General features: G+C 62.8%; 19 protein-coding genes and 1 tRNA gene. 13 read left to right on the top strand and 7 right to left on the bottom strand.

Features of this window, described 5'->3' with window-relative positions; translation table 11 throughout:
- A partial coding sequence (locus M3B90_RS09335) for a hypothetical protein (RefSeq protein WP_259890087.1) occupies window positions 1–796 on the top strand: 796 nt, incomplete at its 5' end.
- A gap of 137 nt (window positions 797–933) precedes the next feature.
- Here the strand turns inward: M3B90_RS09335 and M3B90_RS09330 are convergent.
- A complete protein-coding gene (locus tag M3B90_RS09330) occupies window positions 934–1,110 on the bottom strand; it encodes a hypothetical protein (RefSeq protein WP_259890085.1) in 177 nt (58 codons plus the stop codon).
- Between the two features lie 71 nt (window positions 1,111–1,181).
- Between M3B90_RS09330 and M3B90_RS09325 the strand changes: the two genes are divergently transcribed.
- The 6 genes from M3B90_RS09325 to M3B90_RS09300 are packed head-to-tail and all read left to right on the top strand — an operon-like array spanning window position 1,182 to window position 7,671.
- Window positions 1,182–2,393 carry an ROK family transcriptional regulator gene (locus tag M3B90_RS09325; protein ID WP_259890084.1) on the top strand — a complete coding sequence of 404 codons (1,212 nt, stop codon included), beginning with the start codon at window positions 1,182–1,184 and terminating at the stop codon, window positions 2,391–2,393.
- Window positions 2,394–2,429: 36 nt separating this feature from the next.
- A complete protein-coding gene (locus M3B90_RS09320; protein ID WP_259890082.1) occupies window positions 2,430–3,755 on the top strand; it encodes a sugar ABC transporter substrate-binding protein in 1,326 nt (441 codons plus the stop codon).
- On the top strand, window positions 3,752–4,723 hold the full coding sequence (locus M3B90_RS09315) for a carbohydrate ABC transporter permease (protein ID WP_144245976.1): 972 nt from the start codon (window positions 3,752–3,754) through the stop codon (window positions 4,721–4,723). Before M3B90_RS09320 ends, M3B90_RS09315 begins: the two co-directional genes overlap by 4 nt.
- Window positions 4,716–5,615, top strand: a complete 900-nt coding sequence (locus M3B90_RS09310; RefSeq protein ID WP_259890078.1) for a carbohydrate ABC transporter permease — start codon at window positions 4,716–4,718, stop codon at window positions 5,613–5,615. The genes M3B90_RS09315 and M3B90_RS09310 overlap by 8 nt, the downstream gene beginning before the upstream one ends.
- Window positions 5,616–5,650: 35 nt before the next feature.
- Window positions 5,651–6,670: a Gfo/Idh/MocA family protein gene (locus tag M3B90_RS09305; protein WP_259890076.1), complete on the top strand. Its 1,020-nt coding sequence runs from the start codon at window positions 5,651–5,653 to the stop codon at window positions 6,668–6,670.
- On the top strand, window positions 6,667–7,671 hold the full coding sequence (locus tag M3B90_RS09300; RefSeq protein WP_259890074.1) for a Gfo/Idh/MocA family protein: 1,005 nt from the start codon (window positions 6,667–6,669) through the stop codon (window positions 7,669–7,671). Before M3B90_RS09305 ends, M3B90_RS09300 begins: the two co-directional genes overlap by 4 nt.
- A 417-nt stretch (window positions 7,672–8,088) precedes the next feature.
- Here the strand turns inward: M3B90_RS09300 and M3B90_RS09295 are convergent, their stop codons facing one another.
- From M3B90_RS09295 to M3B90_RS09285, 3 genes are all read right to left on the bottom strand, one after another.
- Window positions 8,089–9,075 carry an IS481 family transposase gene (locus tag M3B90_RS09295; protein ID WP_259890072.1) on the bottom strand — a complete coding sequence of 329 codons (987 nt, stop codon included), beginning with the start codon at window positions 9,073–9,075 and terminating at the stop codon, window positions 8,089–8,091.
- A gap of 86 nt (window positions 9,076–9,161) precedes the next feature.
- Window positions 9,162–9,815: an NAD(P)-dependent oxidoreductase gene (locus M3B90_RS09290; RefSeq protein ID WP_070574732.1), complete on the bottom strand. Its 654-nt coding sequence runs from the start codon at window positions 9,813–9,815 to the stop codon at window positions 9,162–9,164.
- Window positions 9,812–10,621, bottom strand: a complete 810-nt coding sequence (locus M3B90_RS09285; RefSeq protein ID WP_259890066.1) for a DMT family transporter — start codon at window positions 10,619–10,621, stop codon at window positions 9,812–9,814. The genes M3B90_RS09290 and M3B90_RS09285 overlap by 4 nt, the downstream gene beginning before the upstream one ends.
- 169 nt (window positions 10,622–10,790) lie before the next feature.
- Here M3B90_RS09285 and M3B90_RS09280 point away from each other — a divergent pair, with 169 nt between their 5' ends.
- The 3 genes from M3B90_RS09280 to M3B90_RS09270 all read left to right on the top strand — a co-directional run bounded on the left by M3B90_RS09280 (window position 10,791) and on the right by M3B90_RS09270 (window position 13,146).
- Window positions 10,791–11,684, top strand: a complete 894-nt coding sequence (locus M3B90_RS09280; RefSeq protein ID WP_259890064.1) for a LysR family transcriptional regulator — start codon at window positions 10,791–10,793, stop codon at window positions 11,682–11,684.
- A 151-nt stretch (window positions 11,685–11,835) separates the two neighbouring features.
- The gene (locus M3B90_RS09275) at window positions 11,836–12,105 is read left to right on the top strand and encodes a hypothetical protein (RefSeq protein ID WP_259890061.1); all 270 of its coding nucleotides are present in this window, start codon (window positions 11,836–11,838) and stop codon (window positions 12,103–12,105) included.
- 219 nt (window positions 12,106–12,324) lie between these two features.
- Window positions 12,325–13,146: a DUF6602 domain-containing protein gene (locus M3B90_RS09270; RefSeq protein ID WP_259890060.1), complete on the top strand. Its 822-nt coding sequence runs from the start codon at window positions 12,325–12,327 to the stop codon at window positions 13,144–13,146.
- 407 nt (window positions 13,147–13,553) lie between these two features.
- Here the strand turns inward: M3B90_RS09270 and M3B90_RS09265 are convergent, their stop codons facing one another.
- On the bottom strand, window positions 13,554–14,018 hold the full coding sequence (locus M3B90_RS09265) for a YdcF family protein (protein WP_259890058.1): 465 nt from the start codon (window positions 14,016–14,018) through the stop codon (window positions 13,554–13,556).
- A gap of 4 nt (window positions 14,019–14,022) precedes the next feature.
- Window positions 14,023–14,484: a UTRA domain-containing protein gene (locus M3B90_RS09260; RefSeq protein ID WP_259890056.1), complete on the bottom strand. Its 462-nt coding sequence runs from the start codon at window positions 14,482–14,484 to the stop codon at window positions 14,023–14,025.
- On the opposite strand from M3B90_RS09260, the gene M3B90_RS09255 reads away from it, so the two are divergent.
- Complete coding sequence (locus M3B90_RS09255; protein ID WP_259890054.1) at window positions 14,407–14,859, top strand: tyrosine-type recombinase/integrase; 453 nt, start codon at window positions 14,407–14,409, stop codon at window positions 14,857–14,859. The two genes, M3B90_RS09260 and M3B90_RS09255, sit on opposite strands and share 78 nt — an antisense overlap.
- A 45-nt stretch (window positions 14,860–14,904) precedes the next feature.
- Here the strand turns inward: M3B90_RS09255 and M3B90_RS09250 are convergent.
- Window positions 14,905–14,977 (bottom strand) — tRNA-Arg (locus M3B90_RS09250).
- 127 nt (window positions 14,978–15,104) lie between these two features.
- Between M3B90_RS09250 and M3B90_RS09245 the strand changes: the two genes are divergently transcribed.
- The gene (locus M3B90_RS09245) at window positions 15,105–15,791 is read left to right on the top strand and encodes a molybdenum cofactor guanylyltransferase (protein WP_259890053.1); all 687 of its coding nucleotides are present in this window, start codon (window positions 15,105–15,107) and stop codon (window positions 15,789–15,791) included.
- Window positions 15,792–15,814: 23 nt separating this feature from the next.
- On the top strand, window positions 15,815–16,525 hold the full coding sequence (locus M3B90_RS09240; protein WP_259890050.1) for a copper resistance CopC family protein: 711 nt from the start codon (window positions 15,815–15,817) through the stop codon (window positions 16,523–16,525).
- Window positions 16,526–16,657 lie beyond the last annotated feature (132 nt).

Genomic DNA, 16,657 nt, shown 5'->3' with positions numbered 1-16,657 from the left:
CGATGGTGTTGAGCTTGCCCCTGGTGACTCCAAGTCGTTCACGGTCGTGGTCTCTGGTTCGTACAGGCCGGCTGATGTCGATTGGACAGCCGCGGGTCAGTGTGGTGCTGACGGCGCTGAGGGCGCGCATGGTTTCGTCAACACGGTTGCGATGCCAGGTGACACTGACGGCGAGGACAACAACACGGCCTGCACGACGGTGGAGAAGGATCCGGCATTTGCAGTGAAGAAGGAGTCGGGTAAGGCATCTGCCGTGAACGGTGAATGGTCCTCGACCTACACGGTGACGGTCACGAACACCGGCGAGCGCGCTGGTAAGTCGAAGCCCGTGGTGGACACGCCCCGTGTTCCTGCTGGGTTCACTGTCACGGGTGCGACGGTTGACGGTAACCGTGTTGCCGTGAAGGACGGTTCGTTTACGGTGACCGATGGTGTTGAGCTTGGTCTTGGTGGCGCGAAGTCGTTCACGGTTGTGGTCTCTGGTTCGTACAGCGCAAACGCTGACTGGGCGAAGGCCTCGAGGTGTGATGCTGATGGCGCCACGAGTGGTTTGTTCAACCGGGTGAGCATGCCGGGTGATTCGGATGGTGCGGGCAATAACACGGCGTGTAACACGGTTGAAAAGCCGAAGACGCCTGTCGTGCCGCAGAAGCCGTCGAAGCCGCAAAAGCCGGTGTCTGGTTTGCCGCTGCCGCGTACGGGTGCGCCTATTGGGTTGAGTGCTGCGGCTGGTGTGTTCACGGTTCTTGCGGGTTGCGTGATCCTGGTGGCTGGGCGTCGCAGCAGGCGCTCTTAGCACTGAAGCAGGCGGGCTAGGAGAGATCCTTAGAAAGCTTTCCTAGCCTGGCCTGCGGTCACTGCTCGCGTGTGTCACGCACGTGATCGGGGTGGTGTTCACGGTCCACGAGACTGCGAACACCACCCTTCCTGTTGCTATGCAATAAAACCCACGTCTACAAACAGCACCGCGAGTCTCGACAGGATGGCGCCCTGAATTTTCCTGACAAAACGCGCCAGGCTAAACAAGTAGTCGTGCGGTATCGCGCAACTGAATGCTCGGTGAACAAGCCCCAACTTTTTGCCGCCCACCTTGCCGAAAATTCCCGGCATTGATTTATTTAAAGCGGCTTTAAAAACTACTGGCCCGAACGGGGCAGTCGCTTAGGTGGGGAGGTTCGCACATGGCGCGCACGCGAAATGTGAGTGCAGCATCGCGCTCGGTTCAACCCGAACTGCGCGCAACCGGTCTTCACGTTTCCCCCGAAGAACAGTGCCTCCTCCTGCTGCGCGACCACCGCTCGCTGACGGCAAGCGCGATCGCGAGCCGCACCGATCTTTCGCGGCCCACGATTGACGCTGCTCTGCGTTCTCTTGAGACGGCAAAAATCGTGACCTCGGATCTGCGTCCCACAGGAAAAGCCGGTCGACCAGGGCGAACATACACTTTCGTTCCAAGCGACAGGATGGTGGGCGTCGATATTGGCCAGCACGCGATCCGGGCGATCGCCACCGATCGCGCGGGCCGCATTCTCGCGCGCTACGAGGCAGATCGCGTGCGCGAACCCTCGCGCGACACGTTCCTGCGAGACCTCGACGACGTGGTTCGGATCGTGGGCGAAGGAGCCTCGATCGCGGGCATCGGTCTCGCGGTCCCCGGCATCGTCAAAGCGCAGAAGGTCAAGCTTTCGCGTGTTCTGCCGTACCTGAATGATTGGGATTTTCATCGCGAAATTGAATCCCTTATAAACGTGCCGCTTTTTGTGAGTAACGATGTCAAGGCTGCAGCGCTTGGGGAGGCTCGCCTCGGCGCCGGCACAGTCGACTCATCCCAAGCGACGGTGTGGCTCGGGCGCCGCGTCTCGAGCGCGGTCACCTTCAATGGCGAGCTCTTCGAAGGTGCTAACGGCGTCGCCGGCGAAATGACGACGGCGGTGGGAACCCAATGGACCCCCGGATCGGTATGCGGTGACTGGCAGTGGCCATGTGGCAGAAGCCCCCTCCAGACCGCCGAGCGGGCCCACGCGGGGGATGCCGAATGCCTCGCGAGCCTGCACGACTATCTCAAAGCACTCGCCGACCCCCTTTCGCGCCTCGTCGCGATCCTCGACCCGGAGGTTCTCGTTCTCGCGGGCGCGCTGAGCGAGACATCCGCACCGCTCGTGGATTTCCTCGCCACCTACCTGAAGGAACGCCTCACCGTCCCCTTCCTGCCGCGGATCAGGCGCTCGGTGCACGGGCGCTATTCGACAGCCGTCGGAGCCCTCTACACCGCGTTCACGAACCCGAGCGCACCCGCGCTCGCACACTGGCAACTGCCCGCCCCTACGACCCTGACCGAAAACGACCCCGCAACCGAGCAGGCTGACCACCCGAGCCACGCGCTCGCCAGCTGACACCTACCCCTATACCCGCTATCCAAGGAGCACATCATGTCGACATCCACCATCGCCCGCCGTTCCCTCCTTGCCGCCGGTGGTGCTGCGTTCGCAGCCGCCGCCGCTGGCTGTGGTGGCTCCGGTACCGGAGGCACCTCGAGTGAGGGCACGAAGAACGAAATCGGCGACGACCCCGAAAAGATCGAGGGCAGCATTTCCTATGCGTTTTGGGACGTCAACCAGCAGGACATGCTGGAGGAAATGATCAAAGCGTTCAATGAGAAGTACCCGAACGTGAAGGTCAGCCTCCAGATGACCCCGTGGAAGGAATACTTCGGGAAGCTGCGCACCCAGGTGTCCTCGAAAGCTCTTCCCGACGTGTTCTGGATGACGGGCCCGCACTTCCGCTCCTACGCCGAGAACGGCCAGCTCGCCTCGCTCAAGGGGCTCCAGGATGCTGGCCTCTTCGACCCCAAGAACTACCCGGAAGCACTCGCCAACATGTACAGCGTCGACGGTGAGCCTTTCGCCGCGCCGAAGGACTTCGACACCGTCGCCATCTGGTACAACAAGAAACTCTTCGATCAGGCTGGCGTTTCGTACCCCGACGAGACCTGGACGCTCGACACCTACAAGGAGAAGGCAGTCGAACTCGGCGAGAAGCTGCCCGACGGTGTGTGGGGCTGCGCGGAGGTGTTCTCGCGCACCGCGTCCTACTACCACTCGATCGCCATTACAGGCGGATACGTGATCTCCGACGACAAGAAGAAGTCGGGGTACGACGATCCGAAGACGATCGAGGGCGTGAAGTTCTGGCGCGACCTCATCGAGATCGGCGCATCCCCCGACCTTGATTACCTCGCCGAGAACTCCGCCTACGCCATGTTCGAGAGCGGCAAATGCGCGATGCAGTGGTCGGGCAACTGGCGCGTGCCGGCGATGCTCAAGGCATCGACCAAGGACGATGTGACCGTCGCGACGCTGCCCGGTGGCGATATCCCGAAGACCGCGGTGCACGGCATCGGCAACTGCATCTCCGCGTTCACGAAGAACATGCCGGCGGCGCAGGCTCTCGTTGCCTTCCTCGCCGGTGAAGAGGCCGCAAAGATCAGCGCCGATTCCGGTGCCGCGAACCCGGCCCTCAACGGCACTCAGGATGGTTATGTCGACGCTCACCCGGAGCTCAACCTCCAGGTGTTCATCGACCAGGCCGAGAAGAACGGCGTGGCATTCCCGATCTCGAAGAGCTGCCCCGACTGGCAGGAGCTTGAGGGTGAGTACCTCACGAAGGTCTTCACCGGTGAACTCACCGCCGAGGAAGGCTGCACCGAGCTCGCGAAGGCCATGAACGAGGTGCTCGCGAAGGAGAAGGGCGAGTGAGCTCGCTCGACGTTTCGAACGCTGCCGCTGGCGCCGCCTCTGAGGAGATTCACGAGGCGGCCCAGCGGCCCCCGCGGAAGAAAAAGCGCCGCGGAAGCATGAGCGACGGCATCTGGCCGTGGCTCTTCATCGCCCCGACCGTGATCGGCATTGGCCTCATGTATTTCGTGCCGATGATCATGAGCTTCGGCATGTCGCTCACGTCGTGGTCAACCTTCGAGCCCGCGCACTTCGTAGGGCTCGATAACTTCAAACGCCTCGCCGAGGATCCGCAACTACCGCGTGCGTTCCTCAACACGGTGATCTACACGGTCATCATTCTGCTCGCGATTCCGATCTCGGTGCTCTTTGCCGCGCTTCTCGAGCGTCCCGGCCTCAAGGGCGCCGGGATCTACCGCGCACTGTTCTTCCTGCCGTACATCGCGATGCCCACGGCCATCTCGATGGTGTGGCGCATGATTTTCCACAGCGAAGCCGGCATCGTGAACGTCATCTTGCGGCTCTTCGGTATCGAAGGGCCACGGTGGATCACAACCGAATGGGTGGCCCTCATCGTCGTCGCGATCGTGGGGCTCTGGATGAGTATCGGTTTCAAGATCATCGTGCTCGGGGCGGGTCTCAAAACGATTCCGCCCGAAGTGTATGAGGCCGCGCAGCTCGATGGCGCGGGAACGTGGCGTCAGTTCTTCTCGATCACGATCCCCCTTTTGACGCCGAGTATTTTCTTCCTCACGGTTACGAGCATCATCGGCGGCTTCCAGCTCTTCGATCTCATCTTCGCGGTTCTTGGCGACGCCAACCCCGTCACGAAGAAGACGCTCTCGCTCGTGTACCTGTTCTACCGCGCAGCTTTCCCGGGCGACGACAAGGGGTATGCCTCCGCGATTGCACTGCTGATCCTCGTGATCGTCGGCATTCTCACGATCGTCCAGTTCCGGGTCCAAAAGAAGTGGGTGAACTATGACTGATTCCCTCGCTCCCGATCTTCCCTTCGACGACGCCAAGGCGAAGAGGAAGAAGAAGCAAAAGCGCAGCAAAGGCCTGCACGGGCACACGTGGGACGCGCACCTGATCCTCGCGATCGGCGCCCTCACGATGCTGTTTCCTTTCCTTTGGCAGATCAAGCTCGCGCTCAGCACCCGCGCCGAGGTCGTCGAAATCCCGATGAATCTCTGGCCCGAGAAACTCCGGTGGGAGAACTTCGTGCGCGTGTTCGAATTCGTGCCGTTTACCGAGCAGATGACCGTCACCGTCAGTTACGCGATCCTGAGGGTCCTTGCGGAACTCGTGACGTGTTCACTCGCCGGATACGCGTTTGCGCGCATGCGTTTTCGCGGTCGCAAGGTCATCTTCTTTCTTCTGCTCACGGTGCTCATGGTTCCCGGGCAAATCTTCCTCATCCCGCAGTACCAAATGGTCGATGCGGCGGGGCTTCTCGATAACTTCTTCGCGATCCTCGCCCCGGGTCTCGTGAGTGCATTCGGCGTGTTCTTCATGATGCAGTACTTCCGCCGCATCCCCGAGGAACTCGTGGACGCCGCGAAGCTTGATGGCTGCAACCCGTGGCAAATGTTCTGGAAGATCATGCTTCCACTGGCGCGTCCGGCGCTGTTCTCCTTCGGCGTGATCACGCTCCTTTCGGCCTGGAACGCCCTCCTGTGGCCGCTCGTCGTGATCAACTCGACCGAGAAGTACCCGGTTGCCGTGGGCCTCGCGATGCTCCAGGGTGACCACCTTGTGGGTCCGGATTACCCGATGATTATGGCGGCGAGCCTCATGGCGATGGCACCCGTGTTCATCGCGTTCGCCATCATGCAAAAGAAGGTCATCGAAGGTTTCGCGCTCTCGAGCTTCCGCTAAACCTTAGGTTCAGTGTTCCTTGAAAGAATAAACGAATGACTCTCCATTCTGAGCCGTCCCCCCGCGTGGGAATCGTGGGAACGGGAGGTATTTCCCGTTCCCACGCCCGCGGCTGGCGGGCCCTCGGCGCCGACATCCACGTTTTCAGTATCCAAGGTGCGGAAGAATTCGCCACGCAGTTTCCTCCCGTGACGATCCACGACTCGTACGAAGGCCTCCTCGAGGCCGTCGACGTGATCGATGTGTGCACGCCGACTCCTTCGCACCCTGAATACGTTCATGCCGCCCTCGATCATGGCACGCACGTGCTGTGCGAGAAGCCGCTTGCTCTGACGTCGATCGAGGCGGAGCGCATGGTGCAGCACGCGAACGACGCGAACCGCATTCTCTTCCCCGCGCACGTCGTGCGGTTTTTCCCGCAGTACGAGGCGCTCCGGCGCGCTGTGGATGCGGGCCGATTGGGCGATCTCGCGGTCCTCCGCTTCGAGCGTTCCGGCTCGATGCCCGTGCAGCCCTGGTTCGGCGACGAAGCGGTGAGCGGCGGCATCATCATGGATCAAATGATCCACGACATTGACCAGGCGCTTTGGCTCGCGGGTCCCGCCACGAGCGTGTTCGCTGCCCAAAACATTTCGAGTGGCGATAAGAATGTGAGGGCCGCCCACGTGATCCTCACCCATGAAGGTGGCGCCCTCTCGTTCTGCCGAGGGCTGTGGGGCCCAAAGGGAACCGTTTTCCACTACTCGTTCGACGTTGCGGGAAGCGCCGGCAAGCTCACCTATGACTCGGCGAAGAATACCGGAATCGAGTTCGACGCGGCGGCCTCGTCGAGCGACAGCAAGAGCTACCTCCCGAGCGTTGCCGGGATGCGCGACCCGTACGGGGCCGAGATCGAAGACTTCTGGAACTGCGTGCGGCAGGCAAGCGTCGGAACATCCGGCATTAAGGCGGCCGGGCCCGCCCCGCGCGTGAGCGGTTCCGACGCCACCCGCGCCATCACCGTTGCCGAGGCCGCGCGTGAATCCATCCGCACCGGCGAAAGGATCGTGCTGTGACCTCCACCGAGACCACTCTTGAGAGCCGCGCACTTCGCGTGGCAGTGCTGAGCGCCGCACACGTTCACGCCGCTTCCTACGTGCGTCTGCTCGAGTCCCGCGCCGACGTTGACGTGGTGCTTGCCGATCCCGACGGCTATGGCGATGTTCAGGCCGATCGAATCGTCACGTCGATCGACGAAGCCTGGACGGCTTTTGGCGGTAACGCACCCGATGCCGTCGTCGTGTGCAGCGAAAACGCTCGGCACAAAGACCTTGTACTTGAGGCGGCGCGCCGAGGAATCCACGTACTGTGCGAAAAGCCGCTCGCGACGACTGTCGAGGATGCCGAGGCCATGGTGAAGGCATGCGCCGACGCCGGCGTTGTGCTCATGACGGCTTTCCCCGTGCACTTTTCTCCGCAGGTAGAAGCGCTGCGCAAAACCGTCGAGAACGACACACTTGGCGAGATCATCGCGCTCGCGGGCGCCAACAACGGCAAGCTGCCCGCTGGCCGCGACTGGTTCACCGATCCCGAAGATGCGGGTGGCGGGGCGCTCGTCGATCACGTCGTGCACATTGCCGAAATTCTCGATTCTCTCTTTGGGGAACCCGAGACCGTCCACGCGGTCGCGAATGGCGTGCTGTACGATCACACCGGTGAGGGCGACGCGGAAACGGGCGGGCTCGTGACGCTCCGCTACGCGAACGGTCTGCTCGCGACGATCGACTGCTCGTGGTCGCAGCCCTCCGAAGCTCCCACGTGGGGCGGCCTCAAGCTGCATGTTGCCGGTACTGGTGGCCAGCTCGCGATTGACGCTTTCTCGCAGCGCGTCGAGGGCCCGGGCCAGTGGCATCCGTTCGGGCTCAACCTCGATGCGCTCCTCCTCGAGGCGTTTCTCGAAGCCGTGCGTAGTGGCGAAGAGCGGGAACCGTCAGGCGCTGTTGGCGCGCGCACCGTGCGCGTCGTGAAGGCCGCGCAAGAATCGGTGCGCACCGGGGCGCCGGTAGCCCTGCGCTGAATAGCCGTGAGATCAAAATGAGATCAATTTCGGCAGTGAACTATGGAAACGACGAAGCCCAGGCCATCTGACCTGGGCTTTCGTTGTGCCCCCGAGACGATTCGAACGTCCGACACCCGCTTTAGGAATCCCGGGCAGGCTGTCACCCGCGTCGTTGCAGGTGGTGCTCGGGGTGTCCGAAGGGAGCTGACCGCTGCCGATTGCGCCGTCGGGGGTCACCAGGAGGTCACGTACCGACGTGCACAGCATGGTCCCGAAGGCAAGAACGCGGAGCCGTCGTGGCAGCTGCATGTCGACCAGAGGGAACGAGGCCCCCGTACACCCGATGCTGAGTGAATGATGCCGAAGGAAGTGGGAGCGAAGGAGGTTGTGATGAGCAAGCCAGAGCGAGACGCAGAGGCTGAGGACAACGCTCGGCTAGCTGTACTGACCGGGTACGTTGGTCAAGCGTGAGAAGGGCGGCTGGTTCCCGCAAGCGGTGTGGGGCCGGTGGTGGTTGTAGTAGTGCAGCCAGCCGTCGAGTTCTCCGCGGCGTTCGGTCTCGCTGGTGTAGCAGCGGGCGTAGGCCCAGCCGTCGGCCAGGGTGCGGTGGAAGCGTTCAATCTTCCCGTTGGTCTGCGGCCGATAGGGCCTGGTGCGCCTGTGCCGGATGCCGAGCTCGTGGCAGGTGTCTCGCCACAGGTGTGAGCGGTACGCGCCGCCGTTGTCGGACAGGACCCGCTCAACGGTCACCCCGCGTGCGTTGAACCACTCGACGGCCCGAACGAGGACCGCGGTGGCGGTGAGGGCGGTTTCGTCGTCGTGGATCTCGGCGTAGGCGACGCGGGAATGGTCGTCGATGACGGTGTGGACGTAGGCCTTGCCCATCAACGGGTCGCTGTACTTGTTCTTGGGCTTGCCCGGGGTGGCGGCGCGGTTCTTCTCGCCCTGCTGGCGGCCGACGTAGCGCCAGCCGCCGCCGTCGGGGATGTTGCCGAGCTTCTTCACGTCGACGTGCAGCATCGCCCCGGGGTGGTCGTGCTCGTAGCGGCGGACCGGCTCCCCGGTTGCCCGGTCGACATGCGAAAGCCGGTTCAGGTGCGCGTCGACGAGGATCCGGTGAACCGTCGACGGAGCGATCCCCAGCCGGCATGCGAGCTGCACGGGTCCTTCTCGAAGACGGAGACGGAGCTGGATGCAGCGCTTCGTCGTCTTCGCGTTGGTCTTGTTCGGCGAGTGATGCGGCCGTGACGAGCGGTCCTGCATCGACTGGCCGGCGCGATAGCGGTCGGCCCAGCGCTTCACAGTGGGCCAGGAAACCTGGAACCGGGCGGCGACCTCGCTGATCGGCCAGCCCTGGTCGACCACGAACTGGCCGACGATCAAGCGGTGGCGCGGGGTCAGTGCTGCGTTGGCGTGGAGCAAGAGCGTCCCCTTGGAATAGACGGAGGGGGCCGATAGCTCGACCCCCTCACGGTTGTTAGCGTGGATTCCTCTGTGGACCGCTGGCCCTAGGCCAGACCCTTTGCCAGCTCGATGGCGGTGAAGTGATGTACGGCGCTGGGCTGCTCGAGCTCGTCGAGCACCGCTAGGGCCAGGTCCGCAGGGGTGATCCGCGACGTGCCATCGTGGTTGATGAGGAGCGTGTCACCGCTACGGCGATAGGCGCCGGTTCCCTGTCCGGGCTCGAAGACTGCCGACGGACTCAGATAGATCCAGTTCTGGTTCGGATGTTCGGTACACGCGTTGAACTGGTCGAGGCTGGCCAACGCGACGTCACGCCACTGGGTCGGCACGAAGGCGGGGTCGTCCAGGACGAGCAACTCTCGATCGTGAGGTGAGCGCAAGGGCGCTGCTCCTCCCACGACCAAGACCCGGACCCCCGCGACGGCGGCGTGGTCGAGGACACGGCTGGTCAGCGGAGCCACACGGCTTTCGTCGCCGGGGGCCATGCGCACGGTGAGCACGACGGCGTCTGCGTCGTTCAGGACGGGCTGCAAGGGTGCCTCGAGGTCTGTCAGATCGAGACGAGTGACGGTGGTATGCGGGTCGTTGGTCTCCTGTGGGTTCCGCGATACGGCAGTGACGTGGTGGCCGCGGCGTGTGGCCTCCTGCGCGATCGCTGCGCCGGCCATGCCGGTGGCTCCGAGAACCGTGATGTTCATGAATTGTCCTTTCGACGATGGGTGGGTGCGGGGAGCTGGCCACAGACCATGGCGGTCAGGGCGATCGCGAAGCCGAGGTACTGCTCGGCTCCGAGGTGTTCGTGCGCGATCAGGACGCCGAGCAGGGCGGCGACCAACGGCGAGAGAAGTCCCAGGAGGGCTGTGGACGTGACGGGCAGGCGTCGGATGCCGGTGAACCAGAGGCTGTAAGAGACCAGTGCTCCGACCAGGCCGAGCCAGGCGTACCCAAGCCAGCCACGACCGGAAATCACTGCCGGTGGCCCCTCCACCAGCAGCGCCGGGATCGCCAGCAGAAGGCCGGCGGCCGTCAGCTGCCAACCGGCCAATGCGATGGGCGAGACACCTTGGGGGAGCTTCCACTTCTTGGTCAGGACCACGCCCGTGGCCATGGCCCCTGTGCCACCGAGTCCTGCAGCCACACCCACCGGGTCCAGGGCGGCGCTCGGCCCAAGGACCACGAGAGCCACCCCCACGACACCCACGACACCCCATCCCAGGCGCCAGCCGGAGAGTTGCTCGTGGAGGACAGCCACGGCCAGCAGGGCAACGATGATGGGCTGCACCGCACCCAGCGTGGCCGCGACCCCGCCCGGAAGACGCTGCGCCGACAAGAACAGCAGGGGGAAGAACGCGGCCATGTTCAGACCGCCCAACACGAAGCTCTTCCACCACCACGAGCCGCGCGGCAGCTGTCTCGACAGGCCCACCGCGATGATCCCTGCCGGCAGCGTCCTCATGAACGCGGCGAACAAGGGGTGTCCGGCTGGGAGGAGGTGGGTGGTCACGATGTACGTTGTCCCCCACGTAGCGGGGGCGAGCGCCGTCAGACAGGTCCACAGCAACGAACTGCGGGCCCCATGGGAAGAAGTGTTCATAGATCCATTGTCAGTCGCCCACCAGCGGTGAGTCCAACACATTGTTCTCACCCAAACAATGACCTACAATCATGGTTTAGTGGAACTCCAACAGCTCAGGTACGTCGTGGCGATCGCCGAGGAGCGCAACTTCACGCGAGCAGCAGAACGCTGCTTCGTCGTGCAATCAGCACTGAGCCACCAGATCAAGGCCCTCGAACAGGAACTCGGCACTGCACTGTTCGTGCGCTCATCCCGTCGGGTGGAGCTGACCGCCGCCGGCGAAGCCTTCCTCACGGAAGCACGCGCCAGCCTCGCAGCCGCCGACCGTGCCGTGGCGGTCGCTGCCGAGGCCGTGGGCCAGGTCCGCGGAAGCCTATCGGTAGGTGTCATCCCGACGGTCACAGCCGTCAGCGTGCCCGACATCATCGCGGCCTTCCACGCCAGCCATCCCCACGTGGACCTCACCGTGCGGGGCGGGGGAAGCAATGAGTTCATGCGCGACCTCGGCAACGGGAGACTCGACGTGGCCTTTCTCGGCATGGACGCCGACGTCGCCCCAGCGTCCGGACTCACCGCGCACGAGATCGCCCGAGGGCGTCTCGTCGCCGTCATGGCGTCACAACACCGGCTAGCGCACACGGGCACCCTGGCCCTGGCTGACTTGGTCGACGAGACGTTCATCGACTTCCCGGCCGGGTCACCAGGCAGACTCCAAGGCGATCGGGCATTCGCTGCCGCAGGCCTTCAGCGCCGCGTGGGCTTCGAGGCGATGTCGACCGAGTTCATGCTCGCCCTCGTCGAACGTGGGTTGGGCGTCTGCCTGCTGCCCGTCGAATGTGTGCCGGCTAACCCAGCGCTGCGAGCAGTTCCCGTGGCCGATGGACCCTGCCGGGCCGAGTACGTCGCGTGGGGCTCTTTCAATCCGAGCCCCGCGTCTCGGGCGTTCATCGAACAGGTCAAGGAATCAATCGCCCTGCATATGGTCGGCTGATGCCGGTCCCATCGATCAACGTCTCCGGTCCGTACAGCTAGCGGAGTTCGCGGAGCGGTTCGAGGCTGGGGAGGTCGAAGTCGACGGAACGTCAGTGATACGGCTACCGTGCGAACCGTTCGGGATCCACACCGAGCTCTGGAGACATGTCATGGATGATCGACCCGCACCGCAGCTCCATGGGCGAGCAGTCAGGGAAGCCGTCTTTGTCGCATACGAGCGCGAGGACGAGTTCCTCGGTGTGGTGCTGACACCTGTGGGTGCACTGTCGGCCTCTGACCTCGAAGAGCTGGACGCGCAGGTCGGAGCATTCGCTGCCGGGGAGTGGAGTCTCGCCGTCGAGCAGGTTCAGGTGCCGCTCCGCTTGGTCGCGGCGTCGGACATCGAGGCGTCTCTGATTCAGGACCTGTTCGGAGTCTGACAGCCGAGGTCCATCGAGGCCGGTTCCTTCCTACGGAGGGGGCCGGCCTCAGCCATGCGGTGGCCCAGCACCGCCGCCTTGAGTCAGTAAGGAAAGTTCTCACGTCCGGATCGACGACTCTAAAGCAGCGCAGGCGCTCTGCTCGAGTATGGGTTGTGAGGAGCTCTTAACCTCCGTAGCGCGGTGCTCTCAGGCTGAGAGCTATGGCAAGATGGGCTCATGGCCACTGACAACGGTTTGCACCGGATTCTTGAAGAAATCGCTACCAAGATGGAGAGTGACTTTCGACGTAGCGGAATCGTGGAGCATAGAGGCTCCAAAGGTACAGTCCGTGAGGACGTACTGAGAAACTTCTTGGAAGACTATGTGCTTCGGTCCGCCGCAGTCTCGGGGAGTGGTGAACTAATTTCCAGTTCTGGTCAACGATCCGGACAGTGCGATGTGATGATTATCGATGCGATTACTCCACCTTTATGGAAGGAAGACAGCTATCGAATAGTGCCAATCGAGTGCTGCGAGGCAGTGATTGAGGTCAAGTCCAATTTGACTGTCGCCGAACTAGAAAGGTCTTGGGCCGCCGCCACCCGCGTGAAGATGCTACCGCGCACGGCATATCTTCCAAGCAAAAGCCTTTATACGTCGCATGCGATGCCTCCACAGGTGCACTTATTCGCGTACGAGAGTGCATCTATGGACACGCTTGGCGCAGCGGCGAGTCGGCTGTCATCCGAAGGCGATCACACGATTGGACTAGATTCGCTGTGCATATTGGATAAGGGATTTTTTACTTGGGGGGATTTGGCCACGGGCAATATTGGGAAGAGAGAGCCAAACTCGCAGTTGATGGCATATACATCGACATCCGGCTCGGTACTGCTGTTCCTTCTGTCCTACGTAAACAAACGCCTCATGGATATGGACTTACGCCCTAGATTCGATATGGACAAATATGTTCACGAGTCGCTCGGCCAACTGCATGGAATCTGGCCGGACGTTCCTCCAGAAGTTCTTCATAGCTTGGGCCTAGATGGTCGCGAGTGAGGGTCAAGAGCGTGGAGCCACGTATTGAAGTAAAGGTCGAGAGGTTCCATCGCTCTTTATCGATTTTCGCGGATTAATTAAAGCCAGTCGGCGCGAGTTGCAAGAAGTGCTCGCGGAGATTGCCGCCGAGCGGGGTGTTGTCGGCTAGTCAGTGGGAGTGCTGGAGGTCGTTGTCAATTGTGCTTGCAACGCGAACGCCCTGGATTCGCGTTTACGCTGCGGAGTTTACGGTAAAAGTCTCTTGGTGAATCCATGGGTGACAAGGCGTTCATATGGTTGGAGGGTGCCGTAATCAATGGGTTGCGCTAATGCGAATCCTGCGTCCGCATACTTCCAAATTCGTTGGGTGTCGCCGACGAGCATGTTGAGAACTTTGTATGGTGCGCCGATGCTTTCTATGTAACTTTCTAGGCTTTGAGGGCGAGACGAGCAGGAAACCCTGGGCTCGGGCCAAAGTTTTCTCGCGGTTGTGTATGCGCGGCGCTGCTGGTATGGGCGCTTATTAGTGTAGCGGACTTCGGATTTAAACCTTGGTCGTCGAGGAGGCGTTTGACCAGGGTGAAGTTCTCGCCCGTATTTATCGCCTTGGTCTCTTGCAAGATTGCCTCCGGCGGTACGCCGAGTTCGATGGCGCGGGCGTTGAAATGAACTGCTTCGTCGCGTGGGAAGACATCGATTGTCGTGGGCGCGTTCGCGCCAGTGAAGACGATCGGCGGGAACAGCCCTTGGTGATAGAGGTCGGCAGTGTGCCCTGCGACGCCGATGTCGTGACTGCCGAGACCGATCACGATGTCGGTGGGTCGCAGCTCGTGGCCGAGCTGGTGGTAGTCCCACAGTGTCTGAGCGTCAGCCATGATCTGCTCGTTGGTCATGGCGTCAGTCTGGCATCTCGAATGTGTACTGCCAGGAGAACAGGGACGCCCGGTGGACCCCGATGGCGAACTCAACGGGGTGACCTGTCGCTGTGCGGACGGTGCGCTCCATGACCATCACGGGCTCTCCGGCAGGGATCTCGAGCAGCGCGATTTCGTCAGGCGTTGGCATGCGAGAGCTGAATGCCTCCGTGACCTCGTGTGGTTCAAGCCCCTGGAGTGTGAGCACCGCGAATCCGCCGCCTCGCCCGGCTGGGCCGGGGGTCGGGTCGACCGGCGGAGTCCCCGCCACGTCGCTCTCCCGGTAGTAGCTCGTGAGTGAGTGCGTCGGGCGACCCTCCCGCTTTACCAGTCGGCTGCGTGCTGCGCTCCCATCCCGAGGGGGCACGTGGAGAAGGACGTCAAGAACGACCAGACACGATTCGTGCCCGTGGCAGGTGCCGTCCGCGCAGACCTCGAACGGCATATCGAGACCCGTCCGCCCCATGTCCGGGTGTTCACCGCGCCCGGGGGAGGTCTGAGCGCCTCCCGGAACCTGCGCCGTGATGTGCACTGGGCGAAGATCGAACCGGAGCTGCGGCCGTACGATCTGCGCCACGTGGCGGTGTCCGAATGGGTGCGCGCCGGGGTCCCGCTCGCGACCGTGCGGACCTGGGTCGGGCGCTCCTCGCTCGCCGTCACATCGCGTTACACCCACGTCGCCGGGAGCGAAGATACGGCGACGCTGGAGCTGGTGAACGGCCGGGCTGGTGCCACGCGAGGGGGCACCAGTAGCCTTGCGCTGAGGAATCGCCGTGAGGGCAAATTGAGGGCAGTAGCGCACCCGCCGCGTACCCCATAGCCGAATACGACGAACGCCCAGGCCTTGTGACCTGGGCTTTCGTTGTGCCCCCGAGACGATTCGAACGTCCGACACCTGCTTTAGGAGAGCAGTGCTCTATCCCCTGAGCTACGAGGGCAATCGAAAAGCAACGCTAAGCGCCTTTCGAGCCCTTCCACTCTAGCGGCGATCGCGGCGGCCTCAAAGTTTCAGCGGCTCGCGGATGCAGATATCACGTGTGGCGGCGCGGGTGGGAGGATGGTGACATGAATGCATCGGTGATCAACGGCGCGGCCGTTGTCCTTGCGGGCGGTCGCGGCTCGCGCATGGGCGGAGTGGACAAACCTGCGCTCGACGTGGGGGAGCGGTCGATGCGCGCGAGTGCGCTCTGGGCCGCGCGGTCGGCGCTCGGTGAAGGTGCCCCGCTCGTGCTCGTAGGGGAGAGGGGCCCGGATGTGCGGGAGATCGGCGCGGCGTGCGTGCGGGAGGATCCGCCTTTTTCCGGCCCCGTGGCCGGCCTCGCGCGAGGCATGGTCGAGCTTGAGCACTTGGGGAACGCCTACGACGTGGTGCTCGTACTCGGCGGGGATATGCCGTGGCTCGAGCCGCGCGTGCTAAGCACGCTCGTGAATGAAAGCGTGGGAACACCGGGAAAAGTGGCGGGAGCGGTAGACGCAAGCGGGCGTCGGCAATTCTTGTGCGCGGCGTGGCCGCACGCTGCACTTTCACGAGCTCTTGCCCACCTGGGTGGTTCCGACGGTTCCCTCGCCGGCGCGAGTGCCAAGTCCCTTTATCGTGCCCTCGGGGAGCTGAGGCCCGAGCCTGTCCAGGCGGAGTGGCTCGAGGTTGGTACGCTTGCAGGCGCGAGCGGACTGGCACCGGAGCTGGTGGCGCGCTCGCTCAGCGATATTGATTCACCCGAGCAGCTCGAGCACGCGCGTTCGCGCCGCTAGGTGGTGTTGGCGAAAGGACCTTCATGCGCGCGCTTTCACACCGCACGTTCCGTTTCCTTACTTTCGTATGTGCGGCGCTCGCCGCGATGATCATGATGTCGGCGCCTGCGCTCGCGCACGATCGACTCGTTGGATCATCTCCTGAGGATGGCGCCGAGATCCTCCAGGGTGAAGCGCGCACGATAACTCTTGAGTTTTCCGCGGAGCCGCTGGAGCTCGGTAATGAGGTGCGAGTGAAGGACTCGGCAGGCACGGTTCTTTTCGAAGGAGAGCCCAAGGTCGACGGGCACGAGGTGCGCGTTGAGCTCGAAAAGCTTCCGGTTCCCGGTGAACTGACACTCGAATGGCGCGTTGTGAGTTCTGACGGTCACCCGATCTCCGGCGCGCTTTCCTATACCGTCACCGAGGATCCAAGTAAACCCACCGAGGAGGCAGCAAGTTCGGCCACGGAGGAAAGCGCTGGGGACGGGACTGGCGGTGGGCCTGCTGCAGGCGATTCCGGCAAGAGCGGCGATTCCACAGACCAGGGCGATAAGAACAAAAACTCGAGTGCCGAGGCAACGTCAGCCCCGGTTGAGACGCCCGACAAGGTTGTGAACGAAGAGAAGAAATCTTTCAACTGGGGCCTGTGGCTGCCGATCATCGTGGCCGCGATTTTGCCCATCGCGGTTGCGATTTGGCTCTTGAGCAAGAAGGATGATGAGGACGATAAGGGCGAGGAGGGCGACGAGTAACCCTTGGATTGCATAGAGGCTGTGGGGGTATTGGTCTTCCAGCGCTGAGGGCGTGAGGCCTCATCAAACCCCCACAAACCCTAGGCAATCGACTGGGGCGCGCGGTCGCGACTGAAACCCCCGCAAACCCTA

Source organism: Dermabacter sp. p3-SID358 (genome assembly GCF_025147465.1).
Taxonomy (GTDB): Bacteria; Actinomycetota; Actinomycetes; order Actinomycetales; family Dermabacteraceae; genus Dermabacter.
Note: the sequence above shows the minus strand (reverse complement) of the source record. Positions and strands in the feature narration are given on the sequence as shown.

Excerpts from the sequence above, each read along its gene's own strand:
- M3B90_RS09270 (WP_259890060.1), top strand. The coding sequence starts at position 12,325 with ATGGCCACTGACAACGGTTTGCACCGGATTCTTGAAGAAATCGCTACC.
- M3B90_RS09245 (WP_259890053.1), top strand. The coding sequence starts at position 15,105 with ATGAATGCATCGGTGATCAACGGCGCGGCCGTTGTCCTTGCGGGCGGT.
- M3B90_RS09305 (WP_259890076.1), top strand. The coding sequence starts at position 5,651 with ATGACTCTCCATTCTGAGCCGTCCCCCCGCGTGGGAATCGTGGGAACG.
- M3B90_RS09240 (WP_259890050.1), top strand. The coding sequence starts at position 15,815 with ATGCGCGCGCTTTCACACCGCACGTTCCGTTTCCTTACTTTCGTATGT.
- M3B90_RS09325 (WP_259890084.1), top strand. The coding sequence starts at position 1,182 with ATGGCGCGCACGCGAAATGTGAGTGCAGCATCGCGCTCGGTTCAACCC.
- M3B90_RS09260 (WP_259890056.1), bottom strand. The coding sequence starts at position 14,484 with ATGCCGTTCGAGGTCTGCGCGGACGGCACCTGCCACGGGCACGAATCG.
- M3B90_RS09275 (WP_259890061.1), top strand. The coding sequence starts at position 11,836 with ATGGATGATCGACCCGCACCGCAGCTCCATGGGCGAGCAGTCAGGGAA.
- M3B90_RS09290 (WP_070574732.1), bottom strand. The coding sequence starts at position 9,815 with ATGAACATCACGGTTCTCGGAGCCACCGGCATGGCCGGCGCAGCGATC.
- M3B90_RS09265 (WP_259890058.1), bottom strand. The coding sequence starts at position 14,018 with ATGACCAACGAGCAGATCATGGCTGACGCTCAGACACTGTGGGACTAC.
- M3B90_RS09330 (WP_259890085.1), bottom strand. The coding sequence starts at position 1,110 with ATGCCGGGAATTTTCGGCAAGGTGGGCGGCAAAAAGTTGGGGCTTGTT.
- M3B90_RS09310 (WP_259890078.1), top strand. The coding sequence starts at position 4,716 with ATGACTGATTCCCTCGCTCCCGATCTTCCCTTCGACGACGCCAAGGCG.
- M3B90_RS09320 (WP_259890082.1), top strand. The coding sequence starts at position 2,430 with ATGTCGACATCCACCATCGCCCGCCGTTCCCTCCTTGCCGCCGGTGGT.